The organism is Paenibacillus sp. FSL R5-0623 (genome assembly GCF_037974265.1).
In the GTDB taxonomy this organism is placed as follows: Bacteria; Bacillota; Bacilli; order Paenibacillales; family Paenibacillaceae; genus Paenibacillus.
Map to the genome: position 1 here is coordinate 1,584,562 of NZ_CP150233.1, position 18,364 is coordinate 1,602,925.

The window sequence follows — 18,364 nt, forward strand, 5'->3', positions numbered from 1 at the left end:
AATGAACGCGATCGAATTACGTAATGTAACCAAAACGTATCCTTTATTTAAAGTAGATAATGTATCTCTGGATGTGAAAAAAGGATATATCACGGGACTTATTGGTCCAAATGGGGCGGGAAAGAGTACTTTGATCAAAATGATCACGGGTCTGATCCATCCCGATAAGGGGAGCCTCAAGACATTGGGCAGTGAGATGCCCAATCAGGAAGTTGACATCAAGCAACGTCTTGGCATTGTATCCGATGAATGTTTTTACTATGAGCATCTAACGATCCGAGAGATGACACAAATGATCGCTCCTTTTTACACCAAATGGGACAATAAAGCGTTCAATGACTACTTGGATCAGTTCGAACTGTCTCCCAAAAAAAAAATCCAGGATCTGTCCAAAGGCATGAAGATCAAGTATTCTCTCGCAGTAGCTTTGTCGCATGAAGCGGATCTGCTGATCATGGATGAACCGACATCAGGACTTGATCCTGTATTTAGGCGGGAACTGCTTGATCTGCTTGCAGATATGATACAGGACGAAACAAGGTCTATTATTTTCTCAACGCATATTACGACGGATCTGGAACGTATTGCAGACTATATTACGTTTATTCATCGAGGGAAACTGGTGTTTAACGAGGCAAAAGATGATGTGCTGGAAAGGTATACGATTGTAAAAGGGGATATGGGTCTGCTTGATTCCGACATTCGGAAACATTTCATCGGAATACGCGAGACAGCCGTTGGTTTTGAAGCATTGTCGGATCATAAGGCAGAGGCCGAACAGTTATTTGGCAGGTTAGCTCTTTTACAAAGACCTACGTTAGAAGACCTCATTTATTTTACGGCGAAGGGAGGACGCAAATATGCTTAACTTGCTTCGTAAAGATTTCATTGTACTAAAAAGTTCACTGTGGACGATTGGGCTATACCTGGTGGTATTTAGTCTCGCCTTTATACCTAAGAGTGAAATGTCAATGTATTTTGTAGGCATCTACACAGCCTTTGGTTCGGTCATGCTGGCAACCATGATTGATATCAAGAATCATAATCACAATTTCCTGGTCACACTCCCCGTTAGCCGCAAACAAATTGTAAAAGCCAAGTACCTTTCTGCTATAATCTATACGTTATTCGGGGTACTCGCGTCGTTTGGGATTCACCAGCTTGTGAACCTGAATTATCCTGAACTGAACAAGCCGAATTATTCACTTAGGGATATTGTCATTGCCGTAGGCATGGTGCTTGTATTAGTTTCCATATACATGCCTCTTTTTTACGGACTTAGCAAAAAAGGTGCTGGCATCATCAATGCGATATTCATGGTTTGTATGATTATACTGGCGCAACCCGTTGCGTACCTCATGAGTATGGCCAACGAGAACGGTATGATTACCACAACAACAATGGCATTGGTTTCTGTAGGCGTTATAGGTTTGTTTTTGCTGTCCTATCTCATTACCATTCGCTTGTTTGCAAGAAAAGACCTCTAAGCACAGAGCGGGTGCAGGTAAATTATAGAACACCAAAAGTAAAGTCGCCATAAGGCGACTTTTTTGATGTAGCAGGGTGAGAGGGAAATTGCACTTGATATTCTTCGGAGTGACGTCAGTTCAAGGGAATCCAAACCTTACATTTCTTTGGCCAGCGTAATAAGTCTGCTCATCCCTTCCCGAATCTGCTGTTCATGTGCATAAGAGAAGGACAGGCGCAGCTTGTGACTGGCTGAATTATCCGAAGAATCGAATACGGTTCCGGGTACAAAAGCAACGGATTGTTCCATGCATCGGTGAAGCAGTCTTCCGGTATCCACACCCTCAGGAAGCTCTACCCAAAAGTTGAGTCCGCCCTCAGGCCGGGTCCACGTCCAGTCCGTTTCCAGCAGACATTGTTCCATTACTTCCATCCGTAGCTGGATGGCGGTCCGCAGCTTGGACAGATGTTGATGCATACGTTCTGATTGAAAATAACGGAGAAAAAGCTTCTGGTTCAGAAGGGGCGATCCGTTATCTGTCAGTGATTTTACAGCCTGGAGTCCTGGCATGAAACGCTGACGGCATATGATGGCTGCAATCCTTAGCCCGGGTGCAACATACTTGCTGTAACTGCGGATGTACAGGGTGTGCCCAGTGGTGTCATAGGTGAAAATGGGTGCAGGAGGTTTCTCCTTAAAATAGATATCATAGGTGCTGTCGTCTTCGAGCAGAAAACATCCATACTGTTCTGCAAGTTCGGGTAACTGCTTGCGCTGTTCTACTGGAACGTTAACGCCGGTTGGATTATGAAAAGTTGGCGTCGTGTAGAATAAGCGTGGTTTCTCCGATTTCATCAGATGCTCAATCTGCTCCAGATCATAACCGTCCGAGTGAATATCCGTAAAGATCAGACGAGCACCCTGCTTGCGGAAAATCTCCATTGCCGGTCCATACGTAGGCCGTTCCATCAACACCCGATCTCCGGGTTTGACCAGCGTCCGAGAGATGACATCAATCGCTTGCTGGGCACCCGAAGTAATGAGCACTTCGTCTGCGGAGAGATAGAAGCGTTCTTTTTTCGTTAAATGGCTTGCCAGCGCACATCGCAATTCCAGATCTCCCTGAATCGTGGAATACGTTCCGAGCAAACGGGGATATTGATCCAGCAGATCACGCATCAGTTCTCCCCAATACCGGTTGGGCAGCAGAGAGGGATCGATTAACGATTTGGAAAATTGGTATTCTGCTTCTAGAGACTGAACCCGCGCTAGTGAATCCCAATGCAGCCAGGCAGACACAGCAGGATCATCCGCCTGATCCGTTACGGAGAATGGGGTTGCTGGACTGACATAATAGCCAGACTTATCCTTCACATACACATTCCCACGTTCTTTTAACTCCTGATAGGCTTTGAAAACGGTCAAGCGATGTACGCCGAGTAGCTCGGACAGGCTCCGTACAGATGGCAGTTTTTCATGTTCAGCCCACTCTCCCGCTTCTATTCGTACAACGAGATAATGGATTACTTGCTCATATAGTTTCAAACTGTTAACTGTCATCATCATGGTTTTGCCCACCCGGCTCACACTCCTTTTGAACACTATTGTAACAGTAAATGGGAGACAACTGTTCTGTTTTGTTCATTCTGTTCTGTAGACCATGAGATATGATGAAGAACAGACAAAGGAGTGGTTATCATGGTGGGGATTGCATTTACGGTTATGTGCCTTATTTTCGGTACAACATTTCTGGCTATTAAAATTGGAGTAGAGGCAGGCATGCCGCCTTTTCTGTCAGCTGGATTGCGATTTTTAATCGCGGGAGCGCTGATGTTTGCATGGATGTGGATGAAGGGAAAAGTGAGCTGGACGCTCCTGTTCCGCAAGGAGATGCTGCTGACGGGAGCGGGGCTGACCTTCGGTACCTTTGCCACATTATATTGGGCTGAACAGCATGTGAGCTCGGGTGTGGGTGCCATTCTGTCAGCGACAGGGCCGTTAATGATTATGTTGATGCAGACGGCGCTGTTACGGCAAAAAACATCTGCCCGTATGATTACAGGCTGCCTGATCGGGTTCACCGGTGTGGTTCTGGTTGTGCTGCCAGGTATATCGCTTGGTGCAAGCTCTCTGTTCATGTGGGGGTGTATCGCGGTACTGGTGGGGGAAGTCTGTTATTCGGCAGGTGCATTGTACTCCAAAAAGGTTATTCATCAGTTCAAGGAGGCTAGTCCTGTAGCAATTAATGCAGTGCAGATGATGTATGGGGGACTGCTGTTATCCCTGCTCTCGGTCGGAACGGAATCGTGGAATATGTCTGCTCTGGACTGGGTGCCTGCCGTCTCGTCGGTGATCTATCTGACTGTCATTGGCTCCATGGTGGGGCATAGTCTGTTCTATTGGATTATGTCGCGTACCAACCCGTTGTTTCCAGCAACATGGTTATACATTTCACCACCCATTGCCATAGGGCTTGGTGCTGTTGTCTACGGTGAACATGTCAGCTGGGTTACGTGGATCGGTGTGGTGCTGGTCGTTGCAGGTCTGCTGGCGATGAATGAGAAGGTGAGCAGCTGGTTGAAGGAAGGAAAACGTGCGAGGATGACAGTGCAGGCTTCCGAATCTGTTTTAAAATAGGTAGCCTTTCTCACATAACAGATCGAGTAGCGCCATCGTTAACAATTTATGAGTCCGGGTAACTCTCAAATCCACCTTTTTATCAATCATTTTCATCTACATCATTTTATATAGTATCAACACATTGATTCTCACATGATACGAAATTTCAAGTGTATATTGGTATTATAAGTAATTTTTTGATATAGATACAAGTGTAGATAAAATATGCTGGATTAGAGAGGATGATGTGGCGATGTCCGACATGAAAAAAGCTGTGGTGATCGGGGCAGGTATTGCAGGGTTAATCACCGCAAGGATGTTATCTGATTATTATGATGAGGTATGTATCATTGAGCGAGATGAATTGCCTTCTGAGCCGGCGAATCGGCAGGGTGTGCCTCAATCCTTTCATCCACATCGTGTATTACCGCGCGGCGGACTCATTCTGGAACATTACTTTCCCGGATACAATGACGAATTGGTCGCGCTTGGTGCCATTCCTTCACATGAAGAGAAGTTTATGATTGCCAATCGCTACGGTAGATTAGTTAATAAGGCGAATGCTGCTTCCTCATTCAAAATTGCATCGAGCAGCAGAGCTCTGCTGGAATGGGTACTGCGTCAGCGAGTCCAGAACATAGATCATATAAGCTTCTTAACGAGTACAGAAGTTACCGGGTTAATGGCATCAGAAGATCAGCGTTCGATTATAGGCGTGTATACCAAAGAAAGAGGCCGGGATAATCGGGAAGAAATGCTTGCAGTAGATATGGTTATTGATGCCGCGGGACGTTCTTCCAAATTGATCAGATGGCTTGAACAGATAGGGTTGTCCGTGCCTGAGCCGGAAGTGCTGAAGGTGTCGCTTGGTTACAGCACCCGCTATTATAAGATACCATCCTCTATTCAAAATGACTGGGGAACGGTGATAACAGAGTCCGATCCTGTGCAACGGATTCGTGCAGGCATGTTGTGGCGCATTGAAAATGATATCGCAGGACTATTACTGTTCAACGCAGGAGGAGATGAATATCCTTCAACCCATCCGGAGGAGTTCCAAGAGCAAATCAAACATCTGTTTGCTTCGGATGAAATCGTAACATTGGCAGACCAGTTGGAGCCTTTTCAAGGGCCGCGGGGATACCGTATTTCCGAGTCTGTCCGTCAACATTTTGAACTGATGGAGAATTGGCCCTCCGGATTACTCGTCCTTGGCGATGCATTTTGCAGCTTCGATCCGATCCATGGCCAAGGAATGACGGTTGCTGCAATTGAAGCCGAGACCATAGGGAAATGTTTGGAAGAGCAGCGAATGCATCCTGAGCCGCAGTTTGAGCGCCAAGTGCTGCATCGTATGCAGCAGGCCATTGAACCGGCCTGGTGGCTTAGTTCGGTGGCCGATCTGCGTTGGAAAGGGGTCGAACATGTTGGGCCTTCCCGAATGAAAGGGGTTGCTTTTGCTCAGAAGTATATAAACTTGTTTACTAAGCAGGCGATGAAAAAGGCGAGTCAGGAAAATAATAAACATCTCTTTTTTACCCAGTTCCTGATGAATGCTCTAATCCTTCCTCCAAGTGAATACTTTAAAGGTGAAATCCTGAACATGATCCTGCACGACAATGGTTCCGAAGAAGAAATGGAGTTAAGAGCAGAGCTTGGTGTCCAAGATCCGGAGCTGTTCCAGCAAAGAATAGATGAGATCATTCCGTCATTTAAACTGGAATTTGATGGGCAAATCAAAAAACTGCTGGAGTCTTTCCAGCATGCCATGAGCAAGTAAGATAATAATTCGTGGTACGAAAGTAGGCAAAATATGAAACGAATAATTTTAAATTTCATAGCTAGCATTGTAATCTCGCTCATTGTATTTTTTATTGTTTTGTTTTTTGCAGAAATCCAAGATACAAATCATGTCATCTTATCTATGGCGATTACGATTTCACTACAATTATCCTTGATTACCGCATTGTTGCTCTCAAAACATAAAAAATAACAGAGAAATATAATCGTTTTAATAGGATAATGAACATATTTTTAAAATCAAAAAAACAGCCCTGCACGGCGAAATTCGCCGACTGGGCTGTTCGTTGATCTTATTTACTCTGCGTTCAGCACAAACTTCTCAATAACCTCTTTTACACCGTCTTCGTTATTACTTGCCGTAATGTAGTCCGCCAGCTCTTTCAGGGCAGGGATGGCATTCCCCATGGCTACACCAAGACCAGCAACTTCGAGCATCTCATGGTCGTTCCAGGAGTCGCCGATGGCAATACACTCGCTGAGCTGGTGACCGAAATGGTCAGCCAGGAAGGTCAGGGCATGGCCCTTAGTTCCTTCGTTGTGCATGATCTCCAGGAAGTAAGGTTTGGACTTTGTGATATGCACTTGTGGTCCGAGCAATTCACGCAGGTCAACGGCAACCTTATCCAAGTAGTCTGGCTCATCAATAATAAGCAGCTTCGGTGTTTTTTGTTCGATGACTTTGATGAAATCAGATTCGATGTAATATTGGGTGCCGTTTAATTTGGCATAATCACGCAGCTTGTCGTTTTCCTCACGGGCATACAGTTTGTCGTCAATGTATGTTTGAAGGTGGAGATTGTTCTCCAGGCAGTAATCATACAATTTGCGGGAAGCTTCCTGTGGAACGTAACGCTCATAGAGGACTTTTTCGTCCAGCAGGTTTTTCACCAATGCGCCTTGATACGTAATAATCGGAACGTTAAGTCCGGTTTGACGAGCAAGCGCTTGTGCGGAAGCATAAGCACGTCCAGTCGCCAGCGTTACAGTTACACCATGGGCAACCGCTTGTTCCAGTGCAGTCTGTGTAGCAGGGGTTACTTCCTTGTTATCGTTGATCAGTGTGTCATCAATGTCGATTGCAATCAATTTGTAGGTCATCTGTGTTTCTCTCCTTTTTTATCTGTATCTATATTAACGAACGAAAAAATAAGTTTTACACGAGGCCACTCCGAATACAGATTCATCTTTCGATCGCTGTTATCCCCGGATTTTTAATTCCATTTCCCCAAGGGGAAATCCGTTGATAAGCGTATGCTTCCGATGTAGCTTTTTTCAAAAAGCTTTAAGCGAATGCTTCGCTTCTCCCGATGAATTCTGTCTTCTCCGTAATCTTAGACTTCGTTCTAAAACTATACTTACATCTAAATTTTACTCTTCTAGAAAAACAAGGCCGATAAAGTCTTCCAGCTCAAGGTTGCCGAAGTAATGTTTTATATCCAGACCCTCAAGTGCAGTACGCACCTCGGATTCCTCATACCGCTTGCCACGCAGCATATTTTCGATATCCGCCACATCACCTACACCGAAGAAGTCGCCGAAGATTTTGATATCTTCGATGCGTCCATCCTTGATGTTCATGCGCAGATCGATGATGCCGACAGGGAATTTGCGAGTGTGCTTCACATTGCTTTCCGGAGACAAGCCATAGTTCCAGTCCCAGTTGTTATAACGCTCAGCGGAGATTTCCTTAATTTTGTCCCAGTCCTTGTCAGTCAGCTTGTATTGCGGGACGTCTTGTGGCTCCATTCTGAAAATGTGACGTAACAGCTCATCGCGGAACTGCTCAATCGTCAGGTTGGTGTCAATCAGATCCCGTATGTTGGCGACCCGACTGCGCACGGACTTGGTGCTCTTGGATTTGAATTTCTCTGGATTGACGTTCAGGGAAGCCTGAACATGCTCCAGATTCAGATCAAACATCAATGTGCCATGACTGAACATGCGCCCACGTGTGGAAAACTGGGCGTTGCCCGAGATTTTCTTTTCACCGACTTGCAGATCATTACGCCCGGTCAACTCGGCATTTACACCAAGTTCGTGCAGTGCTTCGACTACAGGCTGGGTGAACTTACGGAAATTGTGGAAGGATTGACCGTCATCCGCTGTAATAAAACTGAAATTCAGGTTGCCCAGATCGTGATATACCGCTCCGCCTCCCGAAAGACGACGAACCACCTGCACACCGTTATCCTGAACGTACTCGATATTAATTTCCTCAATCGTATTTTGATGCTTTCCGATGATAATCGACGGACGGTTGATGTAGAACAGCAGATAGCTGTCATCCTCCATCGGCAGATGCTTCAGAATGTACTCCTCAATGGCAAGGTTTACAGAAGGATCTGTAATGCCCTGGTTGTCTACAAACAGCATGGTCATTCCTCCATTAATGTATGTGAGGGATTGCTAGTCCCTTATGTAGTGAACCTTGTATATCAAAAGGAACCGAAATTCCTCTTCTATTGTAAACGAATTATGGTTGGGACACAAAGAAAACAGGATTGACCCACACCTCCCGTGCCATCCATAATAAAAAGGACATACAGAAAGGATGACGGAAGAATGACCGGTTATATCGAAGTGTTCGGACATGGCGGGGACGTGGAGACGGCTGCGTCACGATTTGGGAGGGAAGCTACTGATTTTCTGGATTTCAGTGCCAACATTAATCCGCTCGGTCCGCCGGGAGGGGTGCTGGAGGCTATACAGCAAGGATTGCAGTCGGTGATTCGGTATCCCGATCCGGCACATCGGGGATTCAAAGCACTGCTGAGCGAGCGTCTTGGTGTGATGCAGGAGCAGATTTCCGTGGGCAACGGTGCAGCCGAAAGCATGGCGCTCATTCTGCTGGGGCTTGCCCCGCGCAAGGTGGGTACAGTGGAACCGGGATTCTCGGAGTACCGCGCGTTGGCACGACAATTCGATGCCGAGGTTGTGCATACGGAGGGAAGAGAAGAACTGGCGTGGCGAGCGGAACCCGAGGACATCGAGCAGCTCATGGAAAAGGTAGACCTGCTCTTCCTCGGCCAGCCCAACAATCCAAACGGTGTACAATATCCACTTGAGGTATTACAAAGGCTTGCCCGCAAAGCGGAAGAAACGGGAACCGTACTTGTCATTGACGAGGCCTTTATGGATTTTATTCCGGTAGACCGGCGTCAGTCCCTGGCAGCACATCTGAATGACTATCCGAATGTGATCATCATTCGCTCGATGACAAAGTTTTATGCCATTCCGGGTTTGCGTCTCGGATATGCTTTGGGCCGTGCCGAATACATTCAGGCGATGACAAAGAAACAGGTGACCTGGAGTGTCAACGGTCTGGCGCTCATGGCAGGTGAAGCCTGTCTGCGCAGCGGAGAACGGTACGAACAGGAGACCATATCACAGATCACTCGGGAACGGGGGCGTCTCATCGAAGGACTGAAGACGTACAGATGTGCGGTGACACCGGGAGAGGCGAATTTTGTTTTGGCACGTGTGCCTGCCCCTTGGACAGCGGCAACAATGCAGGAGGCGCTGGGCAGAAGAGGTATACTGATTCGCAGCTGTGCCATGTATCCGGGGCTTGACGCAGGGCATGTACGTTTCGCGGTCAAGGATGCAGACGCCAATGCTACATTACTCGAAGTGCTGGGCAGCGTGCTGGAAATCAAGGAATATCCGAATGTTGATCAGACTAAAGATGAGGAACAGGGAGGGAAGCGGCAGTGACACTCCCGTTTTATAACTACTTTGCGAATGGAGAAACAGGTGAGAATGAATATGCTTCCTCTTCCTGGCCCGGACTGAACATATCTGCACATGAACGACATATCAAAGCACAGAGCCCAAGGGCTGTCAAAGCGCTGTCAAGTGCAGTATATGGCGGCGGGATGCTTGAACTGGATCGCATATTTAACATCTATGTGGACAGGCATTACCGCTGTGATGATCCGCCACGTGATATCGAACAAGCGCTGAACCAATGGCAAGAGCCGCGGGATCAATGTGCCGGATTATTGACGGCCGTAAGACTGGAGCATACCTCCATTCAGGAATATACAAGTGATGAATTTGGTCTTCTGTGCTGCACCACTGCGGGTGTATCAAATGCCGCACGCGCGGGGTCGGAGAGAACGGTATTTGATACGGCGGGAAATAAGACGATGTCTTCCGGACGGGAGCACTCTGCTCCTTCAGAACAGAATCTAACGATGCCACCCTATGTCCCGGGTACAATTAACATCATGCTCTGGTTGAATGGACGCATGACCACCGGGGCGATGGTGAATGCGGTACAGACGGCGGTGGAAGCCAAAGCGGCAGCGCTGGCGGATGCGGGTGTTCCGGATTCGGAGAACGGGTTGCCCGCCACCGGCACCACAACCGATGCCATTGTTTTTGCGGTACGTCAGGCAGTGGAGGAACCTCAGCCGATGATCACTTATGCCGGAACAGCGACTACGGCAGGGGCAGCGATTGGCAGATTGGTATACGACACGGTGACGGAGAGCCTTCGGGCCGGACTGTTATGGAAAGAGAGGGTCAGGCACAAATGACTTTTGAGCTGGAGCATCTATGGACCTGGCCGTTCTGGACAGGCATGGCGGGAGCCTGGATTATTATACTGGCGTACCTGTTGGACCGATGTATCGGAGATCCACGCTGGATTCCCCACCCGGTAATTGGCATGGGAAAAGGCATCTCGGCGTTGGAGCGTGTCATTCGCTCGTGTGTTCGCACAGATTCGGGGCTGAAGAGAGCCGGGCTGTTGTTCCCGATGGTGATCGCGGGGAGTTCTTTTGCCATCACGTGGGGACTCGTATATCTGCTTGGGCTAATCCACCCTGTCATTGCAGCAGTAGCTGAAGTGGTGCTCATTGCAACGACCATTGCTTCAAAAGGGCTAAAGGATGCAGGCATGGAAGTGTATCGTCATCTGAAGCAGCAGGATTGGCCGGCGGCCAGACGTTCACTGGGCATGATTGTTGGACGTGATACGGCGCATCTGGATGAACCCGAGGTTGTGCGGGGAACGGTAGAGACGGTTGCCGAAAATATCGTGGATGCCATTGTATCGCCGTTATTCTATGCGCTCATTGGAGGCGCTCCACTAGCCATGGCTTATCGCGCCGTCAACACGCTGGATTCCATGGTCGGATATAAAAATGACAAGTATCTGCATCTTGGCTGGGCCTCGGCCCGTCTGGATGATGTGGCGAACTGGATACCTGCCCGGCTGACCGCGATTCTGTTAGTCGTGGGTGCCTGGGTTATGAAGCTGGACGCCAAAGGAGCAGCACACATGGTTGCACGGGATGCAAGATTACATCCAAGTCCGAATAGCGGTTTTCCCGAATCAGCGGTGGCTGGAGCACTGGGCATCCGGCTTGGCGGACATAACGTATATCACGGCGTTGCTTCATTTCGTGCCTACATGGGTGAAGCCACACGGCCGATGGAAGCCGAGGATATTGTGCAAACATCACGCCTGATGTTCTGGTCGGCAGGGGCTTTTGTGGTACTATGCGTGTTCATAACGCTGGGTGTGTGGCTGGCAGGAGGGACGCTGTTATGGCCGTAAATGAAGAGAATGCGGGCAATGAAGTACATAGGGATCAACCCGGGCCGCTGAAACGAAACATTCTGTGGGTCCGTCATGGGACAACGCTGTGGAATGTAGAAAAAAGATACCTGGGGCATACCGACATCGATCTGCTGCCAAATGCCAAAGAAGAACTGGCTCCGCTTCATGAACAATTGAGCGGTGTTTCGTGGAATGAGGTATATTGCAGTGATCTGCTTCGCTGCCGACAGACGCTGGAACAGATTCTTCCTGATGCCATCGGACAGGTGAAGTTCGACTCGCGCCTGCGCGAGAATGATTTTGGACAGTGGGAAGGGCTGACGTATGATCAGCTTAAGGATAACCCTGTGTACCGAAACTGGATTGATACGCCACAGGATGTCACTCCGCCCGGCGGGGAATCGTGGCAGGAGTTTACCGGACGGTTGGATTCCTTTCTCCAAGAGATGTTGTTGGAGGATCGTCCTTCGGTGCACGTTGATGAGGGGCAAGTGCCAACCATAGTTGTGGTTACGCATGGTGGTGTCATCCGGTATGCCTTGTCCCGTCTGATTGCCGGTCTTGGATTCTGGGATACACATGTCGTCCCGGGGCAGGCGATTCAGGTTCAGCTTGATCAACAGGGGAATCAGTGGTCTGGGAGCAGAGTGACTTTTCCGCCGATCGGGTTGTAAGGATGTACAATATACCCTATAATCACAACAGAAGTGTGACTTCAGCATGGATACAGATACGCTGCAGGTGTGAAGCCTGAACGAGTATGTAGCATGCAGAAATTACACGACAATGGTTTACCATATCAGCGACCAAGGGTCCCGCGTGTGAAGGCTGTTTTTATGGCAGATTACTACGAGTCATGAAACACACAAGGGTGAAATGGGGAAGCCGGTGCAAATCCGGCACGGTCCCGCCACTGTAAAACAGGATGATTCCTGTAAGTCAGGTTACCTGCCCTGGACGTACAAACCGGTGTTCCTTCGAGGAAAGGACAGCGTTTCGGGCTATTCTATGCGCATGGACAACCCTTGGTTGAACATGTACAGATCGCCATATGCGAGACGTCATCCCTGATCCTAGACGTATGGATTGGGGATTTTTTATTGTTCATGTAAGATGAACGAGACCAATTTTACACGAGGTCACTACGATTGCAGTACCATCTTCCGATCGCTGTTATCCCCAGATTTTTTGATGCCCTTTTTTGAAAGGGAAAATCCGGTGATAAAGGCGAACACTTCGTTTCTTCAGATCGGTTCTGCATTCTCCGTTAACGTGTAAATGTTGCAGTTCAAACCTTATACAGGAACACCAAGGCATGGGGAGTAAGAGTTCGAGCACGATGCAAGAAAATAGCGCAAATAGAGAAGGGGAGAATAACAGAATGAATTTCAAGAATTGGAAAAACGTAGCGTCCCTGCTAAGTGCAGCTGCACTTGCACTGGCTTTGGCCGGATGTGGCAATGCAACAACAAACGAGGGCACAGGTACTTCGCAGCAACCTGCACAGGAGCAGTCCCAAGGCCAGACGCAAACGGATCTCAAAACACAATATCCGCTAACCGTTACGGATGCAACGGGTGAATCATTCACCTTTGAAAAGGCACCAGCCAAAATCGTATCCGTGTCTCCGGCTGAGACGGAATCCCTGTTTGCCCTAGGATTGGACGATCAAATCGTTGGTGTATCCGACTATGACGATTATCCGGAAGCGGCAACAACCAAAGCGAAAATGGGTGGCATCACCAAGCCCAACGAAGAGTCCATCATTGCATCTGAAGCCGACATCGTCTTCACAGGAATCTCGATGAGCGAGGATGCCGTGAAGAAGCTGCGCGAGTTGGGTATTACCATTTTCAAAACGGATCCTAAATCCATTGACGATGTGATGAATAATATCGAAACCTTCGGTAAAATTACCGATCATCAGGAAAAAGCTCAGGAGATCATCACACAGATGAAACAGGATGTGACAGATGTAACCGAAGCGGTGAAGGCAGTTAAACCGGAAGAGAAGAAAAAAGTATACGTTGAATTCTCCCCAGGCTGGACTGTGGGTAAAGGCGAATTCATGGATGAACTCATCACTGTAGCCGGTGGTAGCAATATTGCTTCCGACAAAGAGGGCTGGTATGAAATTAATGAAGAGAACGTGATTGCCTCCAACCCGGATGTGATCCTGTATGCCAACGATGTAATTGACGAAAACTCTAAAACACTGGATCAGATCATCAAGGCGCGCAGCGGCTGGGATCAAATTACGGCTGTGAAAAATGACGCGGTAATTGGCCTGGATGCCAACCTGCTGAGCCGTCCGGGTCCACGTGTAACTCAAGGGTTGAAAGAAGTAGCCAAAGCGATCTACCCTGACTTGTTCCAATGAGTAAAAAGCTGATCCTGTTCGGAACGACGGGCATGGTGCTGCTGGTGCTCACCGTGCTCATCTGCACGGGCATTGGTTCAGTAGCGTTGCCGATCCGGGATATTGCAGGCATCCTGATTCACAAAATTCCCTGGGTGGGCGATTGGATTACACCGGATTGGAATAAGGCAGCCGAACAGATTATCTGGAAAGTCAGATTCCCACGTGTACTGCTTGCCGTGCTCGTGGGCGCATCGTTGGCGATTGCTGGTACGGGATTCCAGGGGGTTCTTCGGAACCCGCTGGCAGACCCGTTCACCCTTGGTGTATCATCCGGTGCTTCGGTGGGTGCAGCCTTTCTGATTTTCTTCGGATTGCAGTATGCACTGATCGGAATCTGGACGTTGCCACTGGTGGCATTTTTGACGGGTGTAATCACGTTATGGTTTGTTATGGCACTGGCTCGTGAAGGGCGTAAAATACCTACACATAGCCTCATTCTGGCTGGTGTGGTCATGCAAAGTTTCCTGGGCGCAGTTGTTTCCTTCCTGTCGACCATGTCGAAACAGACGATTAATGAAATTATATACTGGACGATGGGAAGTCTGGCTCTGCGTGGGTGGTCGTATACGGCCATCCTTTTCCCGTATTTTCTATTAGGGCTGGTCTTTCTCTGGAGCCGCGCTCGCTCGTTGAATGTGCTTGCACTGGGAGAACGTCAAGCCGCACATATCGGGATCGGAGTGGACAAGCTCAAGCTGTCAGTGCTAGCAGTTGGCACACTGCTGACCGCAGGTGCTGTCTCGGTATCGGGTGTCATCGGATTCGTTGGGTTGGTGATCCCGCATATGTTGCGGCTGCTGGTGGGGCCGGATTACCGACTGCTGGTACCTTTGTCTGCCATTGGTGGAGCGATCTTCATGGTGTGGGCCGATACCATCGCAAGGTCGTTGCTGGCGCCAACTGAAATTCCGCTCGGTGTTGTCACCGCCTTTGTTGGTGCGCCGTTCTTTGCTTACCTGCTGCACCGGAACAAAAAGTTGCAGAAGGGGATGATGCCATGAATTCCAGTACCAGTTCCAACCCAACTTCACTTATCTCCATTAAGGGAGCAGGGAAGTCATATGGCAATCATCAGGCACTGCGCAATGTAGACTGGCATGTTGGTGAAGGTAACTGGTGGGGAGTTGTCGGACCAAACGGCAGCGGCAAGTCCACCCTGATCCAGCTTATTGCCGGAACGGAGCAGTTAAGCGAAGGTCAGATCCGTATCGATGGTCGAGACATTGGCTCTTACAGCCGTAAGGATCTGTCGCGCATGATCGCTGTATTGCAGCAGGACGGCCTGCCAGCCATCTCCTATCCCGTGCGAGACGTGGTGGAGATGGGGCGATATCCGTACCAGAACTGGCTGGGGCGGGAAGTGGGTGATGGGGCACTTGTGGTGGACAGGGTGCTCGAAGACCTGGGATTGACAGAGCTGGCGGACAGACCGCTGGATGCACTCAGTGGCGGGCAACGGCAACGGGTCGCACTAGCCAAAGTCATGGCTCAGGAGCCGAGGTTACTTCTGCTGGACGAGCCGACTACGTTTCTGGATATTAAATATCAATTGCAATTCATGGAATTGTTATCGGCATGGCGACAGAGAACTAACATTACGATTGTAGCCGTGTTGCATGATTTGAATCTGGCCGCGTTATTTTGCGATCACATTCTGGCGTTGCGTGAGGGCGTGGCGGTTGGAGAGGGCACGCCTCATACGTTAATCAACGATGAGAACATCCAGGACATATTTCGCGTCAAACCCGCGATTGTCTCCCATCCCGACCATGCCATACCTCAACTGTTGTTGCGGCGGGACATCGATTAAATGAAGCGGGGCAACCCATATTTTGATGAAGGAAGTGCTGTTTGTATGAATAATGAACAGGTGTTAGAGCAATTAACGAAAAAGATTACTGCTCCTGACCAGGAAGTGGCGGCAAAAACCTCTGCGCACTTGGATGCGTTGACGAAGCCGCCGGGGAGTCTGGGCAAATTGGAAGAGCTGGTGATCCGCCTGGCAGGCATGACGGGCAATGCACGTCCGCGTTTTGATCACAGAGCGGTCATTGTCATGGCCGCAGATCACGGCGTAGTGGAAGAAGGCATCAGTGCTTTTCCTGCTGAAGTGACCCAGCAGATGGTCCTGAATTTCCTGGTTGGAGGCGCTGCCGTGAATGTGCTTGCCCGTCACGCCGGAGCTGATGTGATCTGTGTGGATATCGGTGTGAACGCCGATCTTGAACATCCGGACCTGCTTTCCCATAAAATTCGCAAAGGCACGGCCAACATGGCCCGAGGGGCAGCGATGAGCCGGGATGAGGCAGTTCGGGCTATCCTTGCAGGAGCCGAAGTTGTATCGGCAGAGGTGGCGAAGGGAACACAACTGTTTGTCACCGGGGAGATGGGAATTGGCAACACCACCGCAAGTGCTGCGGTAATGAGCGCGTTAACCGGAGTTGCACCAGCTGCCGCCGTGGGCAGAGGTACCGGCATTGACGATGCAGGTTTGCAGCGCAAGGCTGCTGTAGTCAGCCGGGCGCTTAGCGTAAACGCACCGAACCCGGAAGATGCACTGGATGTTCTGTGCAAGGTGGGTGGACTGGAGATTGCCGGACTCACCGGAGTTATCCTCGCAGCCGCTGCTCATCGTTGCCCGGTCGTTGTAGACGGGTTCATCTCTACCGCGGCAGCGCTGGTGGCGAGACAACTTGCACCTCTAAGCACAGCCTATATGATTGCTTCTCATACGTCACACGAAAATGGACATGGAGCGCTGCTGCGTGAACTGGACCTGAAAGCGATGCTGGATCTGGATATGCGTCTGGGTGAAGGCACGGGCGGCGTGCTCAGTCTTCATCTGATTGACGCAGCATGTCTCATTCTGAACGAGATGGCGACCTTTGCAAGTGCGGGTGTCTCGGATGGGACAAGCCATGCTCCAGATTCCGCTGCGTCGGTTGACTCATCCCTGCAAGGAGAGAGTTCCCGATGAGCGTACTGGTGACAGGCGGCGCACGCAGTGGCAAAAGCTCCTTTGCCGAGCGTCTCTGCATGCAGCGTTCCTCGGAGGCCTGGTATGTGGCGACAGCTCAGGCGTACGATGATGAAATGCGTGAGCGTATCGCCATGCATCAGCATCAGCGCGAGGCATCAGGGTATCTGTGGCACACGATGGAAGAGCCGATACATCTGCCTGCTTTGATAAGCCATATGGGTGAAGGGCATACAGAGACTTCTGCACCCACCATTCTGGTGGATTGCCTGACGCTGTGGCTGACAAATGTTTTGTTAGCGCATGAGCATGACGAGAAGCAGGTGTTACAGGGACATTTGGATGCGCTGGTTGAAGCGATTCGAACCTATCCCGGGTTACTTGTTCTGGTTACGAATGAAGTGGGGGACGGGATCGTACCAGAATATGCCCTTGGCAGGAAATATCGGGATTTGGCCGGTATACTGAATCAGCGCATTGCGGCGATATGCGGTGAAGTGTTTCTGGTGACCGTAGGCATTGCGATCGAACTAAAAAGCAAGGAGTACCGCTTATGAAGGATGGCACGCCTGCTCCACAGCGCAAACGTGCGGTGGCAGCCGCTTTTCAATTTTTGTCCCGTTTCCCTGTCAAAATGCAAATCGATTTTGTCCCGCCGCTGCTGCGGGAAAGTGTAGTCTTTTATCCGTTGGTCGGTGCTGCAATCGGTCTGTGTGTCTGGCTCGCGGGAGCCTTAAGTGGTGCAGTGCTTCCGGCCTTACCGGCTGCCGTCCTGACCCTGACGTTATGGGTATGGCTCACCGGAGGACTCCATCTTGACGGATGGATGGATACGGCGGATGGCTTGCTCAGCTATCGTACCCGTGAACGGATGCTGGAGATTATGAAGGACAGCCGTGTCGGGGCCATGGGGGTAATTGCTTGTGTGCTGCTGCTCATGATGAAAGCGGCGCTGATCGCCGATTTTATTGCCCGGGGCCACTGGATGTACGGTGCGCTGCTGATCCTGCCCATGATCTGGAGCCGCTGGTTCATGGTGTATGCAATGTCGGCCTGGCCGAATGCGCGCGGAGATGATGGACTTGCCGTATTGTTCAAAGGTCTGGGTGAGCGGAAGGAGGTCCAGCGTGCACGCAGCTCAGCCGTGGGGCTGACCTTAATCGCAGGGGCAATTACGTTTGCCGCGGTGTGGCTTTTCAAGCCGGATATGGGGATTGCGGATGCGATGGTGAGTGGTCTGGGTACACTGCCATGGTGGCTATACCCGGTGGCGGCAGTAATTATACTGCCTGTAGCGTGTTATTATATCGGCCGATTCGTGGCTGCCCGGATCAGTGAACGGCTCGGCGGTTTAACCGGGGATACGTATGGTGCTATGAATGAGTTGCTGGAGGCGGCATTGTTGATCGTGCTGAGTGTGCTTCAAGGACTGTTCTGGCTGTAACTTCTGAAGTATGAAGCAGTATGAAAGTGTTATGCATGAGGTTGGGAGCAAGGTGATCTGGA

Annotated in this window: 17 protein-coding genes and 1 riboswitch; of the genes, 14 read left to right on the plus strand and 3 right to left on the minus strand. The window is 49.7% G+C overall.

Annotated features, from left to right (window positions below):
• Position 1: 1 nt before the first annotated feature.
• A complete protein-coding gene (locus MKY92_RS07155; protein WP_339299875.1) occupies positions 2-868 on the plus strand; it encodes an ABC transporter ATP-binding protein in 867 nt (288 codons plus the stop codon).
• On the plus strand, positions 861-1,487 hold the full coding sequence (locus MKY92_RS07160; RefSeq protein WP_339299877.1) for an ABC-2 transporter permease: 627 nt from the start codon (positions 861-863) through the stop codon (positions 1,485-1,487). Before MKY92_RS07155 ends, MKY92_RS07160 begins: the two co-directional genes overlap by 8 nt.
• A 137-nt stretch (positions 1,488-1,624) precedes the next feature.
• Here the strand turns inward: MKY92_RS07160 and MKY92_RS07165 are convergent, their stop codons facing one another.
• The gene (locus MKY92_RS07165) at positions 1,625-3,046 is read right to left on the minus strand and encodes a PLP-dependent aminotransferase family protein (RefSeq protein WP_339299879.1); all 1,422 of its coding nucleotides are present in this window, start codon (positions 3,044-3,046) and stop codon (positions 1,625-1,627) included.
• A gap of 120 nt (positions 3,047-3,166) precedes the next feature.
• On the opposite strand from MKY92_RS07165, the gene MKY92_RS07170 reads away from it, so the two are divergent.
• Both MKY92_RS07170 and MKY92_RS07175 read left to right on the plus strand, forming a co-directional pair.
• Positions 3,167-4,105 carry an EamA family transporter gene (locus tag MKY92_RS07170; protein WP_339299880.1) on the plus strand — a complete coding sequence of 313 codons (939 nt, stop codon included), beginning with the start codon at positions 3,167-3,169 and terminating at the stop codon, positions 4,103-4,105.
• A 235-nt stretch (positions 4,106-4,340) separates the two neighbouring features.
• Complete coding sequence (locus MKY92_RS07175; RefSeq protein WP_339299881.1) at positions 4,341-5,867, plus strand: FAD dependent oxidoreductase; 1,527 nt, start codon at positions 4,341-4,343, stop codon at positions 5,865-5,867.
• Positions 5,868-6,184: 317 nt separating this feature from the next.
• Here MKY92_RS07175 and MKY92_RS07180 read toward each other — a convergent pair whose 3' ends face one another.
• Together MKY92_RS07180 and MKY92_RS07185 are read right to left on the minus strand one after the other, a co-directional pair.
• Complete coding sequence (locus MKY92_RS07180) at positions 6,185-6,988, minus strand: Cof-type HAD-IIB family hydrolase (protein WP_062833159.1); 804 nt, start codon at positions 6,986-6,988, stop codon at positions 6,185-6,187.
• A gap of 270 nt (positions 6,989-7,258) precedes the next feature.
• Positions 7,259-8,263 carry a lipoate--protein ligase gene (locus tag MKY92_RS07185; protein ID WP_339299882.1) on the minus strand — a complete coding sequence of 335 codons (1,005 nt, stop codon included), beginning with the start codon at positions 8,261-8,263 and terminating at the stop codon, positions 7,259-7,261.
• Positions 8,264-8,452: 189 nt separating this feature from the next.
• Here MKY92_RS07185 and cobD point away from each other — a divergent pair, with 189 nt between their 5' ends.
• From cobD to MKY92_RS07235, 10 genes are all read left to right on the plus strand, one after another.
• Positions 8,453-9,604 (plus strand): threonine-phosphate decarboxylase CobD, encoded by a 1,152-nt coding sequence (gene cobD / locus MKY92_RS07190; RefSeq protein ID WP_339299883.1) that lies wholly within the window; start codon positions 8,453-8,455, stop codon positions 9,602-9,604.
• Positions 9,601-10,431: an adenosylcobinamide amidohydrolase gene (locus tag MKY92_RS07195; RefSeq protein ID WP_339299885.1), complete on the plus strand. Its 831-nt coding sequence runs from the start codon at positions 9,601-9,603 to the stop codon at positions 10,429-10,431. Before cobD ends, MKY92_RS07195 begins: the two co-directional genes overlap by 4 nt.
• Positions 10,432-10,475: 44 nt before the next feature.
• The gene (gene cbiB / locus MKY92_RS07200; protein WP_339301724.1) at positions 10,476-11,456 is read left to right on the plus strand and encodes an adenosylcobinamide-phosphate synthase CbiB; all 981 of its coding nucleotides are present in this window, start codon (positions 10,476-10,478) and stop codon (positions 11,454-11,456) included.
• A complete protein-coding gene (locus MKY92_RS07205) occupies positions 11,447-12,133 on the plus strand; it encodes a histidine phosphatase family protein (RefSeq protein ID WP_339299886.1) in 687 nt (228 codons plus the stop codon). The genes cbiB and MKY92_RS07205 overlap by 10 nt, the downstream gene beginning before the upstream one ends.
• Before the next feature lie 178 nt (positions 12,134-12,311).
• A riboswitch (cobalamin riboswitch) is annotated at positions 12,312-12,430 on the plus strand.
• Positions 12,431-12,840: 410 nt separating this feature from the next.
• A complete protein-coding gene (locus tag MKY92_RS07210) occupies positions 12,841-13,839 on the plus strand; it encodes an ABC transporter substrate-binding protein (RefSeq protein WP_339299887.1) in 999 nt (332 codons plus the stop codon).
• A complete protein-coding gene (locus MKY92_RS07215) occupies positions 13,836-14,882 on the plus strand; it encodes an iron chelate uptake ABC transporter family permease subunit (protein WP_339299888.1) in 1,047 nt (348 codons plus the stop codon). Before MKY92_RS07210 ends, MKY92_RS07215 begins: the two co-directional genes overlap by 4 nt.
• On the plus strand, positions 14,879-15,691 hold the full coding sequence (locus tag MKY92_RS07220) for an ABC transporter ATP-binding protein (protein ID WP_339299889.1): 813 nt from the start codon (positions 14,879-14,881) through the stop codon (positions 15,689-15,691). The genes MKY92_RS07215 and MKY92_RS07220 overlap by 4 nt, the downstream gene beginning before the upstream one ends.
• A gap of 45 nt (positions 15,692-15,736) precedes the next feature.
• The gene (cobT, locus tag MKY92_RS07225; RefSeq protein ID WP_339299891.1) at positions 15,737-16,858 is read left to right on the plus strand and encodes a nicotinate-nucleotide--dimethylbenzimidazole phosphoribosyltransferase; all 1,122 of its coding nucleotides are present in this window, start codon (positions 15,737-15,739) and stop codon (positions 16,856-16,858) included.
• A complete protein-coding gene (gene cobU / locus MKY92_RS07230) occupies positions 16,855-17,415 on the plus strand; it encodes a bifunctional adenosylcobinamide kinase/adenosylcobinamide-phosphate guanylyltransferase (protein WP_339299893.1) in 561 nt (186 codons plus the stop codon). Before cobT ends, cobU begins: the two co-directional genes overlap by 4 nt.
• Positions 17,412-18,302, plus strand: a complete 891-nt coding sequence (locus tag MKY92_RS07235) for an adenosylcobinamide-GDP ribazoletransferase (RefSeq protein WP_339299894.1) — start codon at positions 17,412-17,414, stop codon at positions 18,300-18,302. The genes cobU and MKY92_RS07235 overlap by 4 nt, the downstream gene beginning before the upstream one ends.
• Positions 18,303-18,364: the final 62 nt, after the last annotated feature.